This is a genomic window from Sulfurospirillum diekertiae (genome assembly GCF_002162315.1).
GTDB lineage: Bacteria > Campylobacterota > Campylobacteria > Campylobacterales > Sulfurospirillaceae > Sulfurospirillum.
Genome location: NZ_CP021416.1, coordinates 1,167,728 through 1,182,464 on the forward strand (window position 1 = coordinate 1,167,728; position 14,737 = coordinate 1,182,464).

Annotated in this window: 19 protein-coding genes; 13 read left to right on the forward strand and 6 right to left on the reverse strand. The window is 39.9% G+C overall.

The genetic code is table 11. From position 1 onward, the window contains the following. Positions 1 to 107: 107 nt before the first annotated feature. The 8 genes from ilvC (at position 108) to Sdiek1_RS05940 (ending at position 6,047) form a co-directional block, all read left to right on the forward strand. Positions 108 to 1,130, forward strand: a complete 1,023-nt coding sequence (gene ilvC / locus Sdiek1_RS05905; RefSeq protein ID WP_087438337.1) for a ketol-acid reductoisomerase — start codon at positions 108 to 110, stop codon at positions 1,128 to 1,130. A gap of 89 nt (positions 1,131 to 1,219) precedes the next feature. After that, entirely contained in the window at positions 1,220 to 2,029 is an 810-nt protein-coding gene (minD, locus tag Sdiek1_RS05910; protein WP_087438338.1) for a septum site-determining protein MinD, read from the forward strand. After that, entirely contained in the window at positions 2,026 to 2,265 is a 240-nt protein-coding gene (minE, locus tag Sdiek1_RS05915) for a cell division topological specificity factor MinE (protein ID WP_087438339.1), read from the forward strand. Before minD ends, minE begins: the two co-directional genes overlap by 4 nt. A gap of 105 nt (positions 2,266 to 2,370) precedes the next feature. Next, positions 2,371 to 3,417 (forward strand): divergent polysaccharide deacetylase family protein, encoded by a 1,047-nt coding sequence (locus Sdiek1_RS05920; protein ID WP_087438340.1) that lies wholly within the window; start codon positions 2,371 to 2,373, stop codon positions 3,415 to 3,417. Beyond that, positions 3,417 to 4,187: a DNA-processing protein DprA gene (locus Sdiek1_RS05925; protein ID WP_087438341.1), complete on the forward strand. Its 771-nt coding sequence runs from the start codon at positions 3,417 to 3,419 to the stop codon at positions 4,185 to 4,187. The genes Sdiek1_RS05920 and Sdiek1_RS05925 overlap by 1 nt, the downstream gene beginning before the upstream one ends. Before the next feature lie 9 nt (positions 4,188 to 4,196). Next, complete coding sequence (locus Sdiek1_RS05930) at positions 4,197 to 5,000, forward strand: sulfite exporter TauE/SafE family protein (protein WP_087438342.1); 804 nt, start codon at positions 4,197 to 4,199, stop codon at positions 4,998 to 5,000. A gap of 24 nt (positions 5,001 to 5,024) precedes the next feature. After that, on the forward strand, positions 5,025 to 5,492 hold the full coding sequence (locus Sdiek1_RS05935; RefSeq protein ID WP_087438343.1) for a YbaK/EbsC family protein: 468 nt from the start codon (positions 5,025 to 5,027) through the stop codon (positions 5,490 to 5,492). A 30-nt stretch (positions 5,493 to 5,522) separates the two neighbouring features. After that, positions 5,523 to 6,047 (forward strand): hypothetical protein, encoded by a 525-nt coding sequence (locus Sdiek1_RS05940; RefSeq protein ID WP_087438344.1) that lies wholly within the window; start codon positions 5,523 to 5,525, stop codon positions 6,045 to 6,047. On the opposite strand, the gene Sdiek1_RS05945 is transcribed toward Sdiek1_RS05940, so the two are convergent. After that, positions 6,048 to 7,238, reverse strand: coding sequence for an L-serine ammonia-lyase (locus Sdiek1_RS05945; protein WP_087438345.1), 1,191 nt, complete (start codon positions 7,236 to 7,238; stop codon positions 6,048 to 6,050). It lies immediately after the preceding gene. A 267-nt stretch (positions 7,239 to 7,505) separates the two neighbouring features. On the opposite strand from Sdiek1_RS05945, the gene ruvX reads away from it, so the two are divergent. Genes ruvX through thiS form a run of 5 tightly spaced genes read left to right on the forward strand, consistent with a single transcriptional unit; the run spans position 7,506 to position 10,980 of the window. Further along, positions 7,506 to 7,913, forward strand: coding sequence for a Holliday junction resolvase RuvX (gene ruvX, locus Sdiek1_RS05950; protein ID WP_087438346.1), 408 nt, complete (start codon positions 7,506 to 7,508; stop codon positions 7,911 to 7,913). Continuing rightward, a complete protein-coding gene (locus Sdiek1_RS05955; RefSeq protein WP_087438347.1) occupies positions 7,906 to 8,514 on the forward strand; it encodes a trimeric intracellular cation channel family protein in 609 nt (202 codons plus the stop codon). Before ruvX ends, Sdiek1_RS05955 begins: the two co-directional genes overlap by 8 nt. Positions 8,515 to 8,557: 43 nt before the next feature. After that, positions 8,558 to 9,745 carry an aspartate aminotransferase family protein gene (locus Sdiek1_RS05960; RefSeq protein ID WP_192866777.1) on the forward strand — a complete coding sequence of 396 codons (1,188 nt, stop codon included), beginning with the start codon at positions 8,558 to 8,560 and terminating at the stop codon, positions 9,743 to 9,745. A gap of 9 nt (positions 9,746 to 9,754) precedes the next feature. After that, positions 9,755 to 10,789 (forward strand): SAM-dependent methyltransferase, encoded by a 1,035-nt coding sequence (locus tag Sdiek1_RS05965; RefSeq protein WP_087438348.1) that lies wholly within the window; start codon positions 9,755 to 9,757, stop codon positions 10,787 to 10,789. After that, positions 10,780 to 10,980: a sulfur carrier protein ThiS gene (gene thiS, locus Sdiek1_RS05970; protein WP_087438349.1), complete on the forward strand. Its 201-nt coding sequence runs from the start codon at positions 10,780 to 10,782 to the stop codon at positions 10,978 to 10,980. Before Sdiek1_RS05965 ends, thiS begins: the two co-directional genes overlap by 10 nt. Here the strand turns inward: thiS and acpS are convergent. The 5 genes from acpS to Sdiek1_RS05995 all read right to left on the reverse strand — a co-directional run bounded on the left by acpS (position 10,977) and on the right by Sdiek1_RS05995 (position 14,734). After that, on the reverse strand, positions 10,977 to 11,351 hold the full coding sequence (gene acpS / locus Sdiek1_RS05975; RefSeq protein WP_087438350.1) for a holo-ACP synthase: 375 nt from the start codon (positions 11,349 to 11,351) through the stop codon (positions 10,977 to 10,979). The genes thiS and acpS overlap by 4 nt on opposite strands. Next, complete coding sequence (gene fliL, locus Sdiek1_RS05980; RefSeq protein WP_087438351.1) at positions 11,348 to 11,887, reverse strand: flagellar basal body-associated protein FliL; 540 nt, start codon at positions 11,885 to 11,887, stop codon at positions 11,348 to 11,350. The genes acpS and fliL overlap by 4 nt, the downstream gene beginning before the upstream one ends. A 63-nt stretch (positions 11,888 to 11,950) precedes the next feature. Further along, positions 11,951 to 13,306 carry a DNA repair protein RadA gene (gene radA, locus Sdiek1_RS05985; protein ID WP_087438352.1) on the reverse strand — a complete coding sequence of 452 codons (1,356 nt, stop codon included), beginning with the start codon at positions 13,304 to 13,306 and terminating at the stop codon, positions 11,951 to 11,953. Next, a complete protein-coding gene (gene ftsY / locus Sdiek1_RS05990) occupies positions 13,299 to 14,186 on the reverse strand; it encodes a signal recognition particle-docking protein FtsY (RefSeq protein ID WP_087438353.1) in 888 nt (295 codons plus the stop codon). Before ftsY ends, radA begins: the two co-directional genes overlap by 8 nt. Then, entirely contained in the window at positions 14,186 to 14,734 is a 549-nt protein-coding gene (locus tag Sdiek1_RS05995; protein WP_087438354.1) for a TlpA family protein disulfide reductase, read from the reverse strand. The genes ftsY and Sdiek1_RS05995 overlap by 1 nt, the downstream gene beginning before the upstream one ends. Between the last annotated feature and the right edge of the window lie 3 nt (positions 14,735 to 14,737).

Consider the following 14,737-nt stretch of genomic DNA (forward strand, 5'->3'; position numbering starts at 1 on the left):
TCTATCTCTTGTTGGTTTATAGTTTCCTTTTGCCCTTTTACATGTAAAGTTTTTAAGTAACTATTCTGTAAAATACGGCATTTAATATTACATGTAAGGATTGACAAATGGCAATAACCGTCTTTTATGACAAAGATTGTGATTTAAGTGTTATTCGCTCTAAGAAAGTAGCGATGATCGGTTTTGGTTCTCAAGGACATGCACATGCAGAAAATCTTCGTGATAGTGGCGTAGAAGTCGTTGTAGGTCTTAGAAAAGAGGGTAGTTCATGGGCAAAAGCGGAAGCAAAAGGTTTCCGTGTAATGAGCGTTGGCGAAGCAACCAAATACGCAGATGTTGTCATGATTTTATTGCCAGACGAGTTACAAGGCGATGTCTTTGCTGCAGAAATTAAACCCAATTTGAGTGCAGGTAAAGCGATTGCTTTTGGTCATGGTTTTAACATTCACTACGGACAAATCATTACGCCTAAAGGGATTGACTGTATTATGATTGCTCCAAAAGCACCAGGACATACTGTAAGAAGTGAGTTTGTGAACGGTGGTGGTATTCCTGATCTTATTGCCGTAGATCAAGATGCAACGGGTTCTGCAAAAGCATTAGCGCTTAGTTACGCATCAGCTATTGGTGGCGGACGAACAGGAATCATTGAAACAACGTTTAAAGACGAAACTGAGACCGATCTTTTTGGTGAGCAAGCGGTTCTTTGTGGTGGTGTTACATCACTCGTTGAAGCAGGTTTTCAAACATTGGTCGAAGCAGGTTATGAGCCTGAAATGGCATACTTTGAGTGTTTACATGAATTAAAATTGATCGTTGATTTGATGTATCAAGGTGGTATTGCTGATATGCGTTACTCTATCTCTAACACAGCAGAGTATGGTGACTATGTGAGTGGTAAACGTGTTATCAACGCTGAGTCAAAAGCAGCGATGAAAGAGATCTTGGCTGAGATTCAAGATGGTCGTTTTGCAAAAGATTTTATCTTAGAGCGAAAAGCGGGATATACTCGTATGAACGCAGAGCGTTCTATGACTGAGAGAAGCCTTTTGAATAAAACGGGTGAAAAACTTCGTTCTATGATGCCTTGGATTACATCTAAAAAAATCATCAATAAAGACAAAAACTAATCCACTATTTTACCAGTGAAAACTAGTGCATTTTAATGCCACAGGAGCCTTGCTTCTGTGACATTATGAATTTAAAAAAAAGAGGTTATATGGGCATTGTTATCACCGTAACGTCTGGTAAGGGTGGGGTTGGCAAATCAACCACCACAGCAAACCTAGCCGTTGGACTTGCAAATTTAGGCAAAAAAGTTGTTGCGATTGACTTTGACATAGGTTTGAGAAACCTTGATATGATTTTGGGTCTTGAAAATCGCATCGTTTATGATGTGGTTGATGTCATGGAAGGCCGTTGTAATCTTGCGCAAGCTTTGATTAATGATAAAAAGTCTAAAACACTCTATTCTTTACCTGCGAGTCAAACCAAAGATAAAGATATTTTGAATAAAGATAAAGTCAAAGCTTTGATTGAAAACCTCAAAGAGAGTTTTGACATCGTGATGATCGACTCACCTGCGGGTATTGAAAGTGGTTTTGAACACTCCATTTTTCTAGCAGATCGTGCACTGATTGTTTCAACGCCCGATGTCAGTTCTGTTCGTGATGCGGATCGTGTCATTGGCATTATTGATGCTAAAAGTGAACGTGCCAAAAATGGTATGGAAGTTGAAAAACACATCATTATTAACCGTATCAAACCTGAGATGGTGGATGCTGGCAATATGCTTAGTGTAGAGGATGTGTTAAGCATCTTAGCACTTCCTTTGATTGGAATTGTTCCTGATGATGAAGATATTATTACTTCTACCAACACAGGCTCACCTATCGTCAATAAAGATAAGTCACTCTCAGCCGAAGCGTATCGCCGAATTGCTCGACGTATTTTAGGCGAAGAGGTTGAGTTCTTAGATATTAGAGCTAAGAAAGGACTTATGGCAACCCTTAAAGGAATTTTCAAATGAGTTTCTTTGATAGTTTCTTTGGACGCAATAAACCTACCGCAGATGTGGCAAAAAATCGCCTAAAAATTATGCTTGCGCATGAGAGAGCCAGTTGTAAATTACCGTATATGGACGATTTACGCAATGATCTTATTGCAGTTATTCGCAAGTATACTAACGTAGAAGATGTAAAGATTACCTCTCAAACGAATCAAAATATTGAGTTATTAGAAGTTGAAGTCATTCTTGGAAAGTAAGTTTATTCATGGTAAAAAAAAATTAACGAAAATAAAAATACACAAGAGGGCACACCTCTTCGTGAGATAAAGTCGAGTCAGCTTAGAAAATACAGTTTGCTTATAATGCTTGTTTTAACACTTATGTTAACGGCTTTTGGTGTCTATATCTATATGACGACCTCGTATGAACATTATTATAAAACAGCTCAAAAAGAGCACGGCATATCCAGTGAAGAGTTAATGCATAAGATGAAGCAGATGTTGGACGATGAAAAAGCACGACAGTCTCAACTGCCTACACCACCAACGCCTGTTGAAGAAAATGTTACAGAACAAAATCAAACGCAAACACAGCAACCAACTGAAAAATCTGTTGATAGTAATGAAACAAACGCCACCATGGTTGCTCGTGAAAATGAAAGTAAAAGGCAAGAACTTTCTGAAGTTCATGACTATGAACGTAGCCTCAAAGAGAGTGGAAAACCAGCACGTCCAAATGAAGTCGTTCGCAAAAAATATCCTGAGGGAACAACACCAAGACTTGCCATTATCATTGATGATGTCTCTTTTGCTTGGCAAACACGCTCTATTAAAGAAATTCCTTATAAAGTGACACCTTCCTTTTTCCCTCCAACAAAAGGACACCCTGATACAGTGCGCTTGTCTCATGATTTTGAGTTTAGAATGATTCATCTTCCAATGGAATCAAAAAACTACTCTTCTCCTGAGCCTGACACTTTGAATGCAGTTGATTCCAGTGAAGTCATAGAAAAGCGAATTAAACGTATTAAAGAGTGGTTCCCTGAAATTATCTATTACAATAATCACACAGGCGGCTCTTTTACGGCAGATTATAATGCCATGGATCGCTTGGTTAAAGTGATGAAAGAGAATGGTCTCATTTTTGTTGATAGTCGCACCGCTGGCAATTCGAAAGCGCCTGAAATTACCAAAAAGTACAACATGTTTCTTTTTTCACGAGATGTCTTTTTGGATAATTCTCTCGATAAAAATTTGATTCGTACACAATTAAAAGAAGCCGTTGCTAAAGCGAAAAAACATGGCTATGCGATTGCTATTGGGCATCCACATAAAAATACTCTAGAGGTATTAAAAGAGTCTCAAGATCTTTTAGAAGGTGTGGACATGGTTTATCTCAAGGATTTATAATGATCCAAACCATAGACTTTCATATCCCCGAATTGGAGTGTATGAAAGTCTATCCCAATCCGCTTTATTATCTTGGCAATTCTGATCTTCTCACGCGTCCTAAAATCTCTATTGTTGGCACACGCCATCCCATTACATATACAAAGCTATTGACAGCAGAATTGGCTCACAAACTCTCTTTAGCAGGAGTTTGTATTGTCAGTGGTGGTGCACAAGGCGTTGATGGTATTGCTCATCAGTCAGCGGGTATTTCCAATACCATCATGGTGGCAGGAACAGGGCTTGATATTCGCTATCCCTCTTTACATGTAAAGCTCATTGAAGGTATTGAAAAAGAGGGGTTGGTACTGAGTCAATTTGAAGCAGGACAACCTTCTCTTAAATGGAATTTTCCAGTGCGCAACGAATTGGTTGTTGCTTTGGGTGAAGCACTCATTGTCACACAAGCTGACTTGAAAAGCGGAACGATGCACAGCATTGAATTTGCTCTTAAAATGCAAAAGCCAATTTATGTATTGCCACATCGTTTAGGCGAAAGTGAAGGCACCAATAAACTTCTCTGCGAAGGGTTGGCGACACCACTTTATGACATCGATGCTTTTGTCGCACGTTTTGGTCACACGAATATTTCCTCTACCGACGATTTTCTGATCTATTGTGACACACATCCTCTTTACCACGAAGCAGTGGCAAAATTTTCACAAAAAGTATTTGAATATGAATGTTTGGGTAAAATTGCAGTTGAAAATGGACGTATTAAACGCACATAAGGGAAACAGATGGGGTTTGAGTGGATTATTGCTTTTTTAGTGTTAGGATTAGTGGTTGGCTTTATGGCGGGATTACTTGGTATTGGCGGTGGTGGAATTATGGTGCCTGTCTTAACAAGCATTTTTCTTGCACAAGGAGTACCGGTTGAGCAAGTTGTCCATATGGCACTAGGAACTTCAATGGCCTCTATTGTTTTCACATCATTTGCGAGTATGAGAGCCCACCATCAAAAAGGCGCTGTCATGTGGAATGTTGTAAAATACATGGCAGGAGGTGTCGTTATCGGCACATTTGCGGCAACATTTTTAGCAACCTATATGAAATCAGTGCAACTTGCCATCTTTTTCGCCATCTTTATGGCGTATGTTTCCATTCAAATGGCGATCGATAAAAAGCCAAAACCAAGCCGTGAGCTCTCTTCTCCACCATCACTTTTTGGTGTAGGCTCGCTGATTGGCATTGTCTCTGCGTTGGTTTCCATCGGTGGAGGTTCTCTTACAGTACCGTATCTTGTTTGGCAAAATGTGGATCTTAAACGTGCGATTGCGACCTCTGCTGCCATTGGATTTCCTCTCTCAATTGCAGGAACAGTCGGCTACATTGTCAATGGACTGATGCATGCTGAAGGAGGTGCTGATATGATGTTAGGGTTTGTTTATCTGCCTGGTGTGGTATTGATCTCCATAGTGAGTTATTTTACGGCTCCTTTGGGCGCTAAAATGGCACATACGCTTCCGGTTGCTAAACTCAAAAAGATTTTTGCTTTACTTCTGATGACACTCAGCATTAAAATGCTTTCATCAGTCCTTTAGCTCGTTATATGGAAAAGTATTAAGATGGCAATAGAAAAAGTCAAAGCTTATTTTAAAATATATGAGATGGAATCTCAGGTGATTGAGTTTGCAGTTTCAAGTGCAACCGTTGAGCTTGCCGCTGCTGCATTAGCATGTGCACCAGAGCGCATTGCTAAAAGTCTTACTTTTTATGGGGAAGAGAGTGCTATACTGATTGTGACCGCAGGTGATGCTAAAGTCGATAATCAAAAATTTAAAGAACATTTCAACATGAAAGCTAAAATGTTGAAAGCAGAAGATGTTGAACCACTTATCGGACATGCCATCGGTGGTGTTTGTCCGTTTGGTGTCAATGCCAATGTACATATTTATTTGGATATTTCACTCAAGCGCTTTGATGTGGTTTATCCTGCAGCAGGAAGTGCTAATAGTGCGATTGCTTTAGATTTGAAGTCTTTAGAGGTTCATTCTAAAGCGTTAGGTTGGGTAGATGTTTGTAAAAACTGGTAAGACTAGTTTACATGTAAAGAGGAATTTATAATGCAAAGAGGTTTTTTAACGGCACTTCTATTGCCTTCACTCTTGGTGTGCGCGAGTAATCTTTTTGACGAAAACCAGCCTCTTGTGGCTGTAAGTAGCTGTATGGAACGTATTGAGATTAAAAATAGTCATACACCTGTTGATCTGTTTAAATCAAGCGCTAAATGTATTGAGGAAGAAAAATATCCACAAGCTGTTGAGCTTTACTTGGTTGCCACAGCGTATGGTTATTTCGATAGTGCGCGCGTGGTTGATAAAAGTACACGCCAATCCTTAGATACCCTCAAAACGGAAATTTTTGGACCACTGGATGCCACGAAACGTAATCAGTTTGCAGAAGCTTTACGTGCAAGGTTGGACGATATGAAATCAAGCTGCAACTTCCTTGAAAAATTGGGCAAGCCAACGTATTATCCAAAATATTTGGTCGAAAATGGTGTCACACGTGGCGATGGGCTCATTCTGAATTACGATGCGAAAGCGTTGTGGGATGATACACGGTTTGAGTATTTGAAATGCCCGTAATTAAAGGTAGCGTTTCGCTAAACCTCCCAGTGAAGTCTCTTTGTAGTTGGTGTTCATGTCTTTGCCTGTTTCGACCATCGTTTGAATGATCTCATCAAAACTGACTTTATGGACACCATCGGTATAAGAAGTATACTCTGCCGCGTCAATGGCACGAATGGCTGCCACTGCGTTGCGTTCGATGCACGGCACTTGCACGTAGCCCGCTATTGGGTCGCATGTCATGCCAAGGTGGTGTTCTAATCCCATCTCTGCCGCGTAATCAATTTGTTGCAAATTTCCACCAAAAAGATACGATGCCATGCCTGCTGCCATCGAACAAGCAACTCCCACTTCGCCTTGACAACCCACTTCTGCACCTGAAATGGAGCCGTTGAATTTCACGATATTTCCTAAAAGGCCTGCCACAGCAAGTGCCCGTAAGCAATCGATTTGATCTAAATTGTAAAGCTCTTTAAGGTAACGAAGTACAGCTGGAACAACTCCACAAGCACCACACGTGGGTGCGGTGACGACAATATTGCCTGAAGCATTCTCTTCGCTGGTGGCGAGAGCATAGGCGAAGATGATGCCATGAGCACGTTTTTCTTCTTTACGCGCTTTGGCAAAAAACATGGGGGCTTTTCTGGGGTATTGAAGAATTCCTGGTAAAACACCAGATTGTTTTAGTCCTCTATTGATGGTATTTTGCATGCTCTCCCAGACTTCAGCAAGATAATTCCAAATGGCTTCTCCTTCATATGTTTCCACGTATTGCCAAAGCTCTTTGTGCTCTTTTTCACACCATTTTATAATTTCATTTAGCGTTGTGAGTGGGTAAATAGAAGGCTCAGCTATAGGATTTTCTCCTGCTTCTTTAAGCGCACTACCACCCACGCTGTAAACTTCCCACGATCCTAAGAGTTCTTGTTTTTCATTAAAGGCTTCAAAAAACATGCCATTGGAGTGAAAGGGTTTCGTGATGTCGGGGCGAAAAAGTATCTCAACACCTTCTGAGGCTAAGGCTTGATGGAGTGCATCATCGGTTAAGTGACCACGTCCTGTTGCTGCAAGCGAGCCAAAAAGAGTGACGCGGTACAAAGATGCATTGGGAAAGCGTTTTTTAAAGAGTGTGCCCGCATTAAAAGGTCCCATCGTGTGGCTGGAGGAGGGGCCATGCCCAATACAGTAAAATGATCTGAGGGATTGCATGATACACCTTTTGAGACGAAAAATTGTGGTGGATTATAGCATAGAATGCATTTTACATGTAAAGTGAAAAAGAGCGCTTTAAATCAATCTTCGGTAGAATAAATTTATATTAGACTTCTTGCAAAACTCCTTTTGCAAGAAGAAAAAGCAGCAAAGGTGCGTGGGCTTTCTGCCGAAGAAAACGCAGTGTTAACGTAGTCTTTAGAGCTTTGCTTTAAAGACGTGTAAAGAGTTCTACAAGAACTCTATTGAAATAAAGAGTCATCATTGAAAAAAACAGCAAGTATTGATATTGGGCTAAAGCGTATTGGCGTGGCGCTCTGTTTGGCTGAAGGTATCGTGTCTCCGCAAGAGGCGATACTGCGTAAAAATCGTGACCAAGCAGCGCGTGATGTGGATGCTTTTTTAAATGAGTGGAACATCGAGCTTTTAGTCGTGGGACTTCCCAAGGGTGGTAGTAGCAGTGAAGAGATGGAGAGGCGTATCAAACACTTTGTAAGCCTGTTAAAATTTAGCGGTAAAGTGGTGTACCAAGATGAGTATGGCTCAAGCAATGAAGCGAAAGAGATGATGCAAGGTGTTGTCCGTCAAAAGCGTGATGGCAGAATCGATTCCATGGCGGCAAAAGTGATTTTAGAACGCTATTTTGATGCTCTAAAGGCAAGTCATGGTTGAGCTTGAAGTGGCTGAAATTATTGGTACCATCGCATTTGCACTGAGTGGGTTTTACGTCGCAGTCAAGGAAAAATTGGACCTTTTGGGCATTTTTATCGCTTCATTTCTGACAGCGCTCGGTGGTGGACTGGTACGCGATATGTTGGCGAGTCGCTCTCCTTACACCTTTACACATTTGATGCCTTCTATTTTAGTGATTACCGTCATTGGGCTGAGTGTTTTGTTTCAATTGCACAAAAAAGATGAGATTGAGAAGACATTTTATTTTATCATCAGCGACACGTTGGGATTGGTTTCGTTCTCTATTTCAGGAGCACTCATTGCATTACAAGTAGAGTTTAACTTTTTTGGCGTTGTTTTGATGGCGCTTATAACAGCGGTAGGTGGTGGAGTCATTCGCGATATTTTACTGAACCGCGTACCTCTTTTGTTAACCAGTGAGTTTTACGGTACAGTTTCACTTTTAGTCGGAGCGATTTTATTTGTATTTGCGAAGTTTGACATTAGTGGATACGTGCCTTTAATGGCAGTATTTGCTTTTGGAGTCGCGCTTCGATTGTTGGCCTATTATAAGCAGTGGCATTTGCCTAAAATTGGGTAAGGTTTTTTTTCGCTATAATGGCATTTTTTTAGAGGAGTATGTGATGGATTTTGAAACAATGGATAAAGAGTATGTGTTGCAAACGTATGCAAGAAACTATGTCAATTTTAAACACGGTATCAACGCAACACTTTTTGATGATAAAGGAAAAGATTATATCGACTTTACGAGCGGTATTGGTGTGGTTAGTGTGGGGCATGGCAATCAAAGACTTGCGGATGCAATAAGCGATCAAGCACGTAATTTGATTCATACTTCTAATCTCTATTTGATTGAACCTCAAGCGAAGTTAGCAAAAAAAATCTGTGAACTCACAGGCTTTGATGTGGGAGTATTTTTTGGAAACTCAGGTGCTGAAGCCAATGAGGGCGCGATTAAACTGGCACGTAAATACGGTGAGAAAAAATTTGCCAATAAAAAATACAAAGTTCTAACCTTAGAACACTCATTTCATGGCAGAACGATTACGACGGTTAAAGCTACCGGACAAGAGAAATTTCATCAAACTGCTTTTGCGCCGTATCCTGAAGGCTTTGCGTATACCAAAGAGATCGCGGATCTTTATAACTCTATCGATGATGAGACCGTTGCCGTCATGATAGAACTTGTTCAAGGGGAGGGTGGCGTTAAGGCATTCCCTAAAAAAGAGATTCAGGATTTGGCAAAATTTTTGAAAGAAAAAGAGATTTTGCTTATTATCGACGAAGTCCAAAGTGGCGTTTTTAGAAGTGGCGAGTTCTTAGCAACATCCCTTTATGAGATTGAGCCAGACATCATCACCCTCGCAAAAGGGCTTGCAGGTGGTGTACCTATTGGTGCGGTCATTAGCAAACACAAAGATATCTTTGAAGCTGGGGATCATGGTAGTACCTTTGGTGGTAATTTCCTCTCTACACGTGCAGGGCTTGAAGCACTTGCTATTTTAGAAGAGTACAAGCAAAGTGGTATGTTGGATGAAGCACTCATCTATTTTGATGGAAAACTAAAAGCGACACAAGCAGCATTCTCGACACTGTTTGAGAGTGTTGAGGGGCTTGGTCTTATGCGTGGTCTTAAGTGTCCAAGTAGCGATATTTTGGCAAGTATCATCAAAAAAACATTTGAACATGGCTTATTAGTGCTTAAAGCTGGTAAAAATACGCTTCGTTTCTTACCTCCGCTCACCATCTCTAAAGAAGAGATTGATGAAGGGTTTAAACGCTTAGAGAGTGCGTGTAAAACGCTTTTATAAAAGAGATACGTGAAATTTAGCGCTTATATGCAAGAGTGGCTCTATGGTAATGAGGGCTACTACAGCAATGTGCGAACCATCGGGAAAGAGGGTGATTTTTACACCGCGGTAAGTACCAGTATGTTCTTTGGTGGTTCGATTGCTAAACGGCTGATTTCAACGATTGAGAGTGGTTTTTTAACTTCCTCCTGCACTGTCGTTGAAATTGGTGCACATAAAGGCTACCTCCTAGCTGATATGATCCAGTTCATTTATACGCTGAAACCTGAACTTCTCCAAACCCTTACTTTTGTGATCGTTGAGCCTTTTGAGGCAAATCAATCAATGCAAAAAGTTTACTTTGAAGAGGCTTTTGGAGATGCCATAAAACTTTTACATGTAAAGAGTTTAGAAACGTTTACATGTAAAGAAGCATTCTTTGTTGCCAATGAGATTTTTGATGCTTTTTCATGTGAATTGATTAAAGAAGATCAGATGCTTTTTATTGAAAGTGGAAAAGCTTTTTTTGCACATATGGATGACGCAACAAAGACAAAAGCTAAAGAGTACGGTATTACCAAAGGCGAACTTTGCTTAGGATATGAGCCTTTCACAAAAGCGATGAATCACTGTTGTGGACGTTTTGAGTTTGTCACGTTTGACTATGGTGATAAAGAAGCCAGACATGATTTTTCATTGCGCATTTATGCCAATCATAAAGTCTATCCTTTTTTTGCGCTCACTGATTTGGTGGAAGAAAAACTTCGCGAACAAAATGATTTTAATGCCTTTTTCGCTCAGGCAGATCTCACGTACGATGTTAACTTTAGTCATCTTTTTTATGCTTTTGAAAAAAATGGTATTTATGTCCATGACTATGCAACACAGATGAAAGCATTAGTTGATTTTGGCTTAGTAGAGCTTTTAGAACTTTTTGCTCAAAACGTTTCAGAAAAGCAGTATGAGCGTGAAATGAATAAAATTAAAACGCTCATTGACCCTTCCTTTATGGGAGAACGATTTAAAATGGCATGTTTTCGCAAAGGAGAAGTTGAATGCAATTAACCGTTAATGGTGAAAAAAAAGAGAGTCAAGCCAAAACAATTCAAGCACTTTTAGATGAATTAGGCATTGAGAGTAAAGTGATGGCGGCAGCTGTCAATATGAATGTCATCAAAAAAGAGCAGTGGGAGAATTATAAGCTTGAGCAAAACGATAAGGTAGAGTTTTTACAGTTTGTAGGTGGTGGTGCTTAGTGCCAAAGCTGCCGGGTGCTTTTTTTGCCTTCAATCACCGCTACTGCAATGGCAAAGCCGTTATCATGAGTGATGGAGAGTGAAAGATCGGTAATATTATACGCTTCAATTAAGTGACGTGAAAGTGAAAAAGAGGGTGCATTTTTTGCATCTTTGCAAAGCTTAATGTCAAAGAAACCACATTTTTCGCTAATACCAATACCTAAAGCTTTAGAAACAGCTTCTTTTGCCGCATAAAATCCTGCAACAGTGGCATCACTTTTCGCGAGAGTTATTTCTTCGGGAGATAAAAATTTAGCGAACGCCTTGTCTCCAAAGCGCTCTTTGAGTTTTGTTATTCGCTCAATACTAACAATGTCTATGCCGATCATTGAACCACAAAATCTGTAAAGTAGATATTTTTGACTTGTCCGTCAGAGAGGTTTTCATTGATTTTATCAAGGACTTCATCTTTGAGTTTATCTTTACCCTTCAATGTACTAATCTCTTCAAAGGTTTTAGAAGAAAATGTGCGGATGATAATATCTCGAATTAAAGATTTTTTATGATCCATTTCGGGCTGCAATTTTGGATCGCTCAGTTCCAAATCAATCGAGACTTTTAAAAAGCGATTGCCACTTTCACTGAGTAAGTTAACCACAAACTGTGCCATCGGGTACATGGGGCCAATGGCTAAATGATCGGTTGATTTTTTACTGCTAGTTTTTTTCTTCTCTGCTTTGACATCTTGTTGTGAGGTTGTTGTTGCAGCGGCTTCTTCATGGCTACTGCCTAAAAGTAAAAAAGCTGCAGCGCCTCCACCAATGAGAATTACTACCAATAAGACAATGACAATGATGAGAACCATATTGCCTTTTGGTTTTTTTTCAACAGTAACATCGCCATCTTCGGGTTTTTTGCCGGCCATTCTTCTATCCTTTTTTACATGTAAAACACAATTTACTATATATCGTGTTATTTCGTAAAAAATTTACATCCATTCAATTAATTTCGAAACTTCATCAATATTATAACACTTGATTCCCTCAATCTTCTCCAATGGAAGAGAAGGAACGACCGCTTTTTCAAACTGTTGAGATTTTGCTTCTTTAAGCCTAAGATCAAGGTTAAAGATATCTCTGACATCACCAATCAAAGAGACTTCACCGATAAAAATAGTATCTTTGCTAATAGGTCGGTTGCGGTAGGAACTAATGATCGCTGCGATGATGGCAAGATCAGCCGATGTTTCGCTAATCTTGATACCTCCAGCGATGTTAATATAGACATCATACTGATTGAATGGGAGGTCAAGTTTACGCTCTAAAAGAGCGAGTAACATTGTAAGACGGTTGAGTTCATACCCTGTCGCACTACGTTTTGGGTTGGGGTAGCCGCTATCACTCACAAGTGCTTGTACTTCTAAGACAATGGGGCGACTCCCTTCCATTAAAACCGTAATAGCCGAACCTGCTTGTGCTTTTCCCCTTGTGAAAAACTTTTTAGAGATATCTTTAGCACTGACAAGTCCTGCTTTGGTCATTTCAAAAATTCCCACTTCGCTGGTTGTTCCAAAACGGTTTTTAAATCCTCGAAGCAATCTTAGCTCACGGGAAGAGTCGCCTTCAAAATAAAGTACCGTATCGACCATGTGTTCTAACACGCGAGGTCCTGCGATTGAGCCTTCTTTGGTGATGTGCCCAATGATAAAAATAGCGATATTTTTATCTTTTCCATACCGCATCAGCTCAAAGGTGATCTCACGAACCTGAGAGACACTTCCTGGGGCTGAAGCTACTTTTTCACTGTAAATGGTTTGAATGGAGTCAATGATCAGGACTTCAAAAGAGTGTTGTTCGAGCTCTTTAAAAATCGTATCGAGTCTGATTTCTGAAAGTAAATAAAGATTAGGGTAGTTGCTATCGACACGATTGGCGCGTAGTTTAATTTGGCTTGAAGATTCTTCACCACTGACATAGAGAACTTTTTTACCTTCTTTGGCAAGATTGCCTGCAATTTTAAGAAGTAGTGTGGATTTACCAACCCCTGGGCTTCCGCCAATAAGTGTTAAACTTCCTTGAACGATACCACCGCCTAGTACCAAATCAAGTTCACGGTCTCCTGAACTGTAACGCTCAACTTGTTCGAAGCTGACTTCAGTGATAGGAATAGCACTGCTTTGCGTATGAGTAATTGGTTTGGAGTTGATCTCTTTGAGCACTTCAATTTGCTTATCACTTAGTTCAATATATTCATCCCAAGCACCACAATTAGGGCATTTACCAAGCCATTTGGCACTTTGGTGTCCACAGGCTTGGCATTCAAAAAGAATCTGTTTTTTAGCCATTGGTATGCGTGAAAATAGAGTCTAAAATGGTATCGATATAATCATCGGCATTAAAAGGAATCAGATCATCTTTTCCCTCACCCACACCTACGTAGATGATAGGAAGCTCTAATGCTTTTGCAATGCCAAAGAGTGAACCACCTTTTGCTGTCCCATCAAGTTTTGTGATGATAATAGCATCAATATGAATCATCTCATGAAAGGCTTTTGCTTGGTTAATGGCAGAGCTACCTTGTGTTCCATCTAAAATAAGGATTTTACGGTGTGGAGCACCTGTAAGTGCTTTATCGCAGATTCGAACAATTTTTTTGAGCTCATTGGCGAGATTGATTTGATTATGTAAACGTCCTGCTGTATCGATGATGACATGATCAAGTTTTCTTGCCACGGCAGAACTGATCGTGTCATAGGCTACAGCGGAAGGGTCATGTCCTTGTTGTGTGAAAATAATACCCACATCAATTTTTTCTGCCCAGCTTTTAAGTTGTTCAATGGCGGCTGCTCTAAAGGTGTCCGCAGCGCCTAAAAGCACGCTTTGGTTCTCTTTTTTGTAGTTATGTGCTAGCTTGGCAATGGTTGTGGTTTTACCTGCTCCGTTAACACCAATAATAAGCTCAACAAAAGGCTTTTGTTGCGTCGCCACAGAAGAAGTGGTGTCATACTTAAAATAGGCTTTGAGTACACGCCTCACATCTTCGCGTGCGATAGTTTGAGCAGGAGGCAGATAGTAGATGATCTCTTCAACCAATTCATAGGGAATATCAGACTCAATTAAGATCTCTTCTAAAAGCGTTTTGTCGATTTTTTCAACTTTCTCAGGCAATATCTCTTTGATAGTGCCGAGTGTTTTAGCAAGTCCTTTTTTGATAAAGCTAAACATCAAAGCACTTTTTTGATATCAGCGTCAATCATCTCTTCAGGAATAGCTCCTACATAATGAGTAGAGTATTTGCCTTCTTTATCATACAAAAACATGAGTGGAATATTTTTGACACCACCTACCCTTTGTGCCAATTTGAAGTTTTCAATTCCGTTGGTAATAATGTAGTGAATATTGTTGTATTTCATAAAATTGCTGATTTCTTCATTAGATTTATTTTCTTCTAAAAGAACACTAATGATGACAAAATTATCTTTATATTTTTCTTGTAGGTTGTTAAGGTGAGGAATTTCAGCTTTGCAAGGAGGACACCACGTTGCAAAAAAGTTGACTAAAACAACTTTGTTTTCATAGCCTGAAAAGCTAAAGCCTTTTTCAAGTGGTGTAACAACAATCTCTTTGCCTGAAACATCTTGAAGAATAATTTTTTCATTTTTAACCTCTTCTTGCACTTTTTCAGACTTTGCTTCGGTTTTTTTCTTATCAGAAGAACAGCCATTAAAAAAGAGCATTGAGGACGCGATAAACAGAGCAAACCAAAACTTCATTCA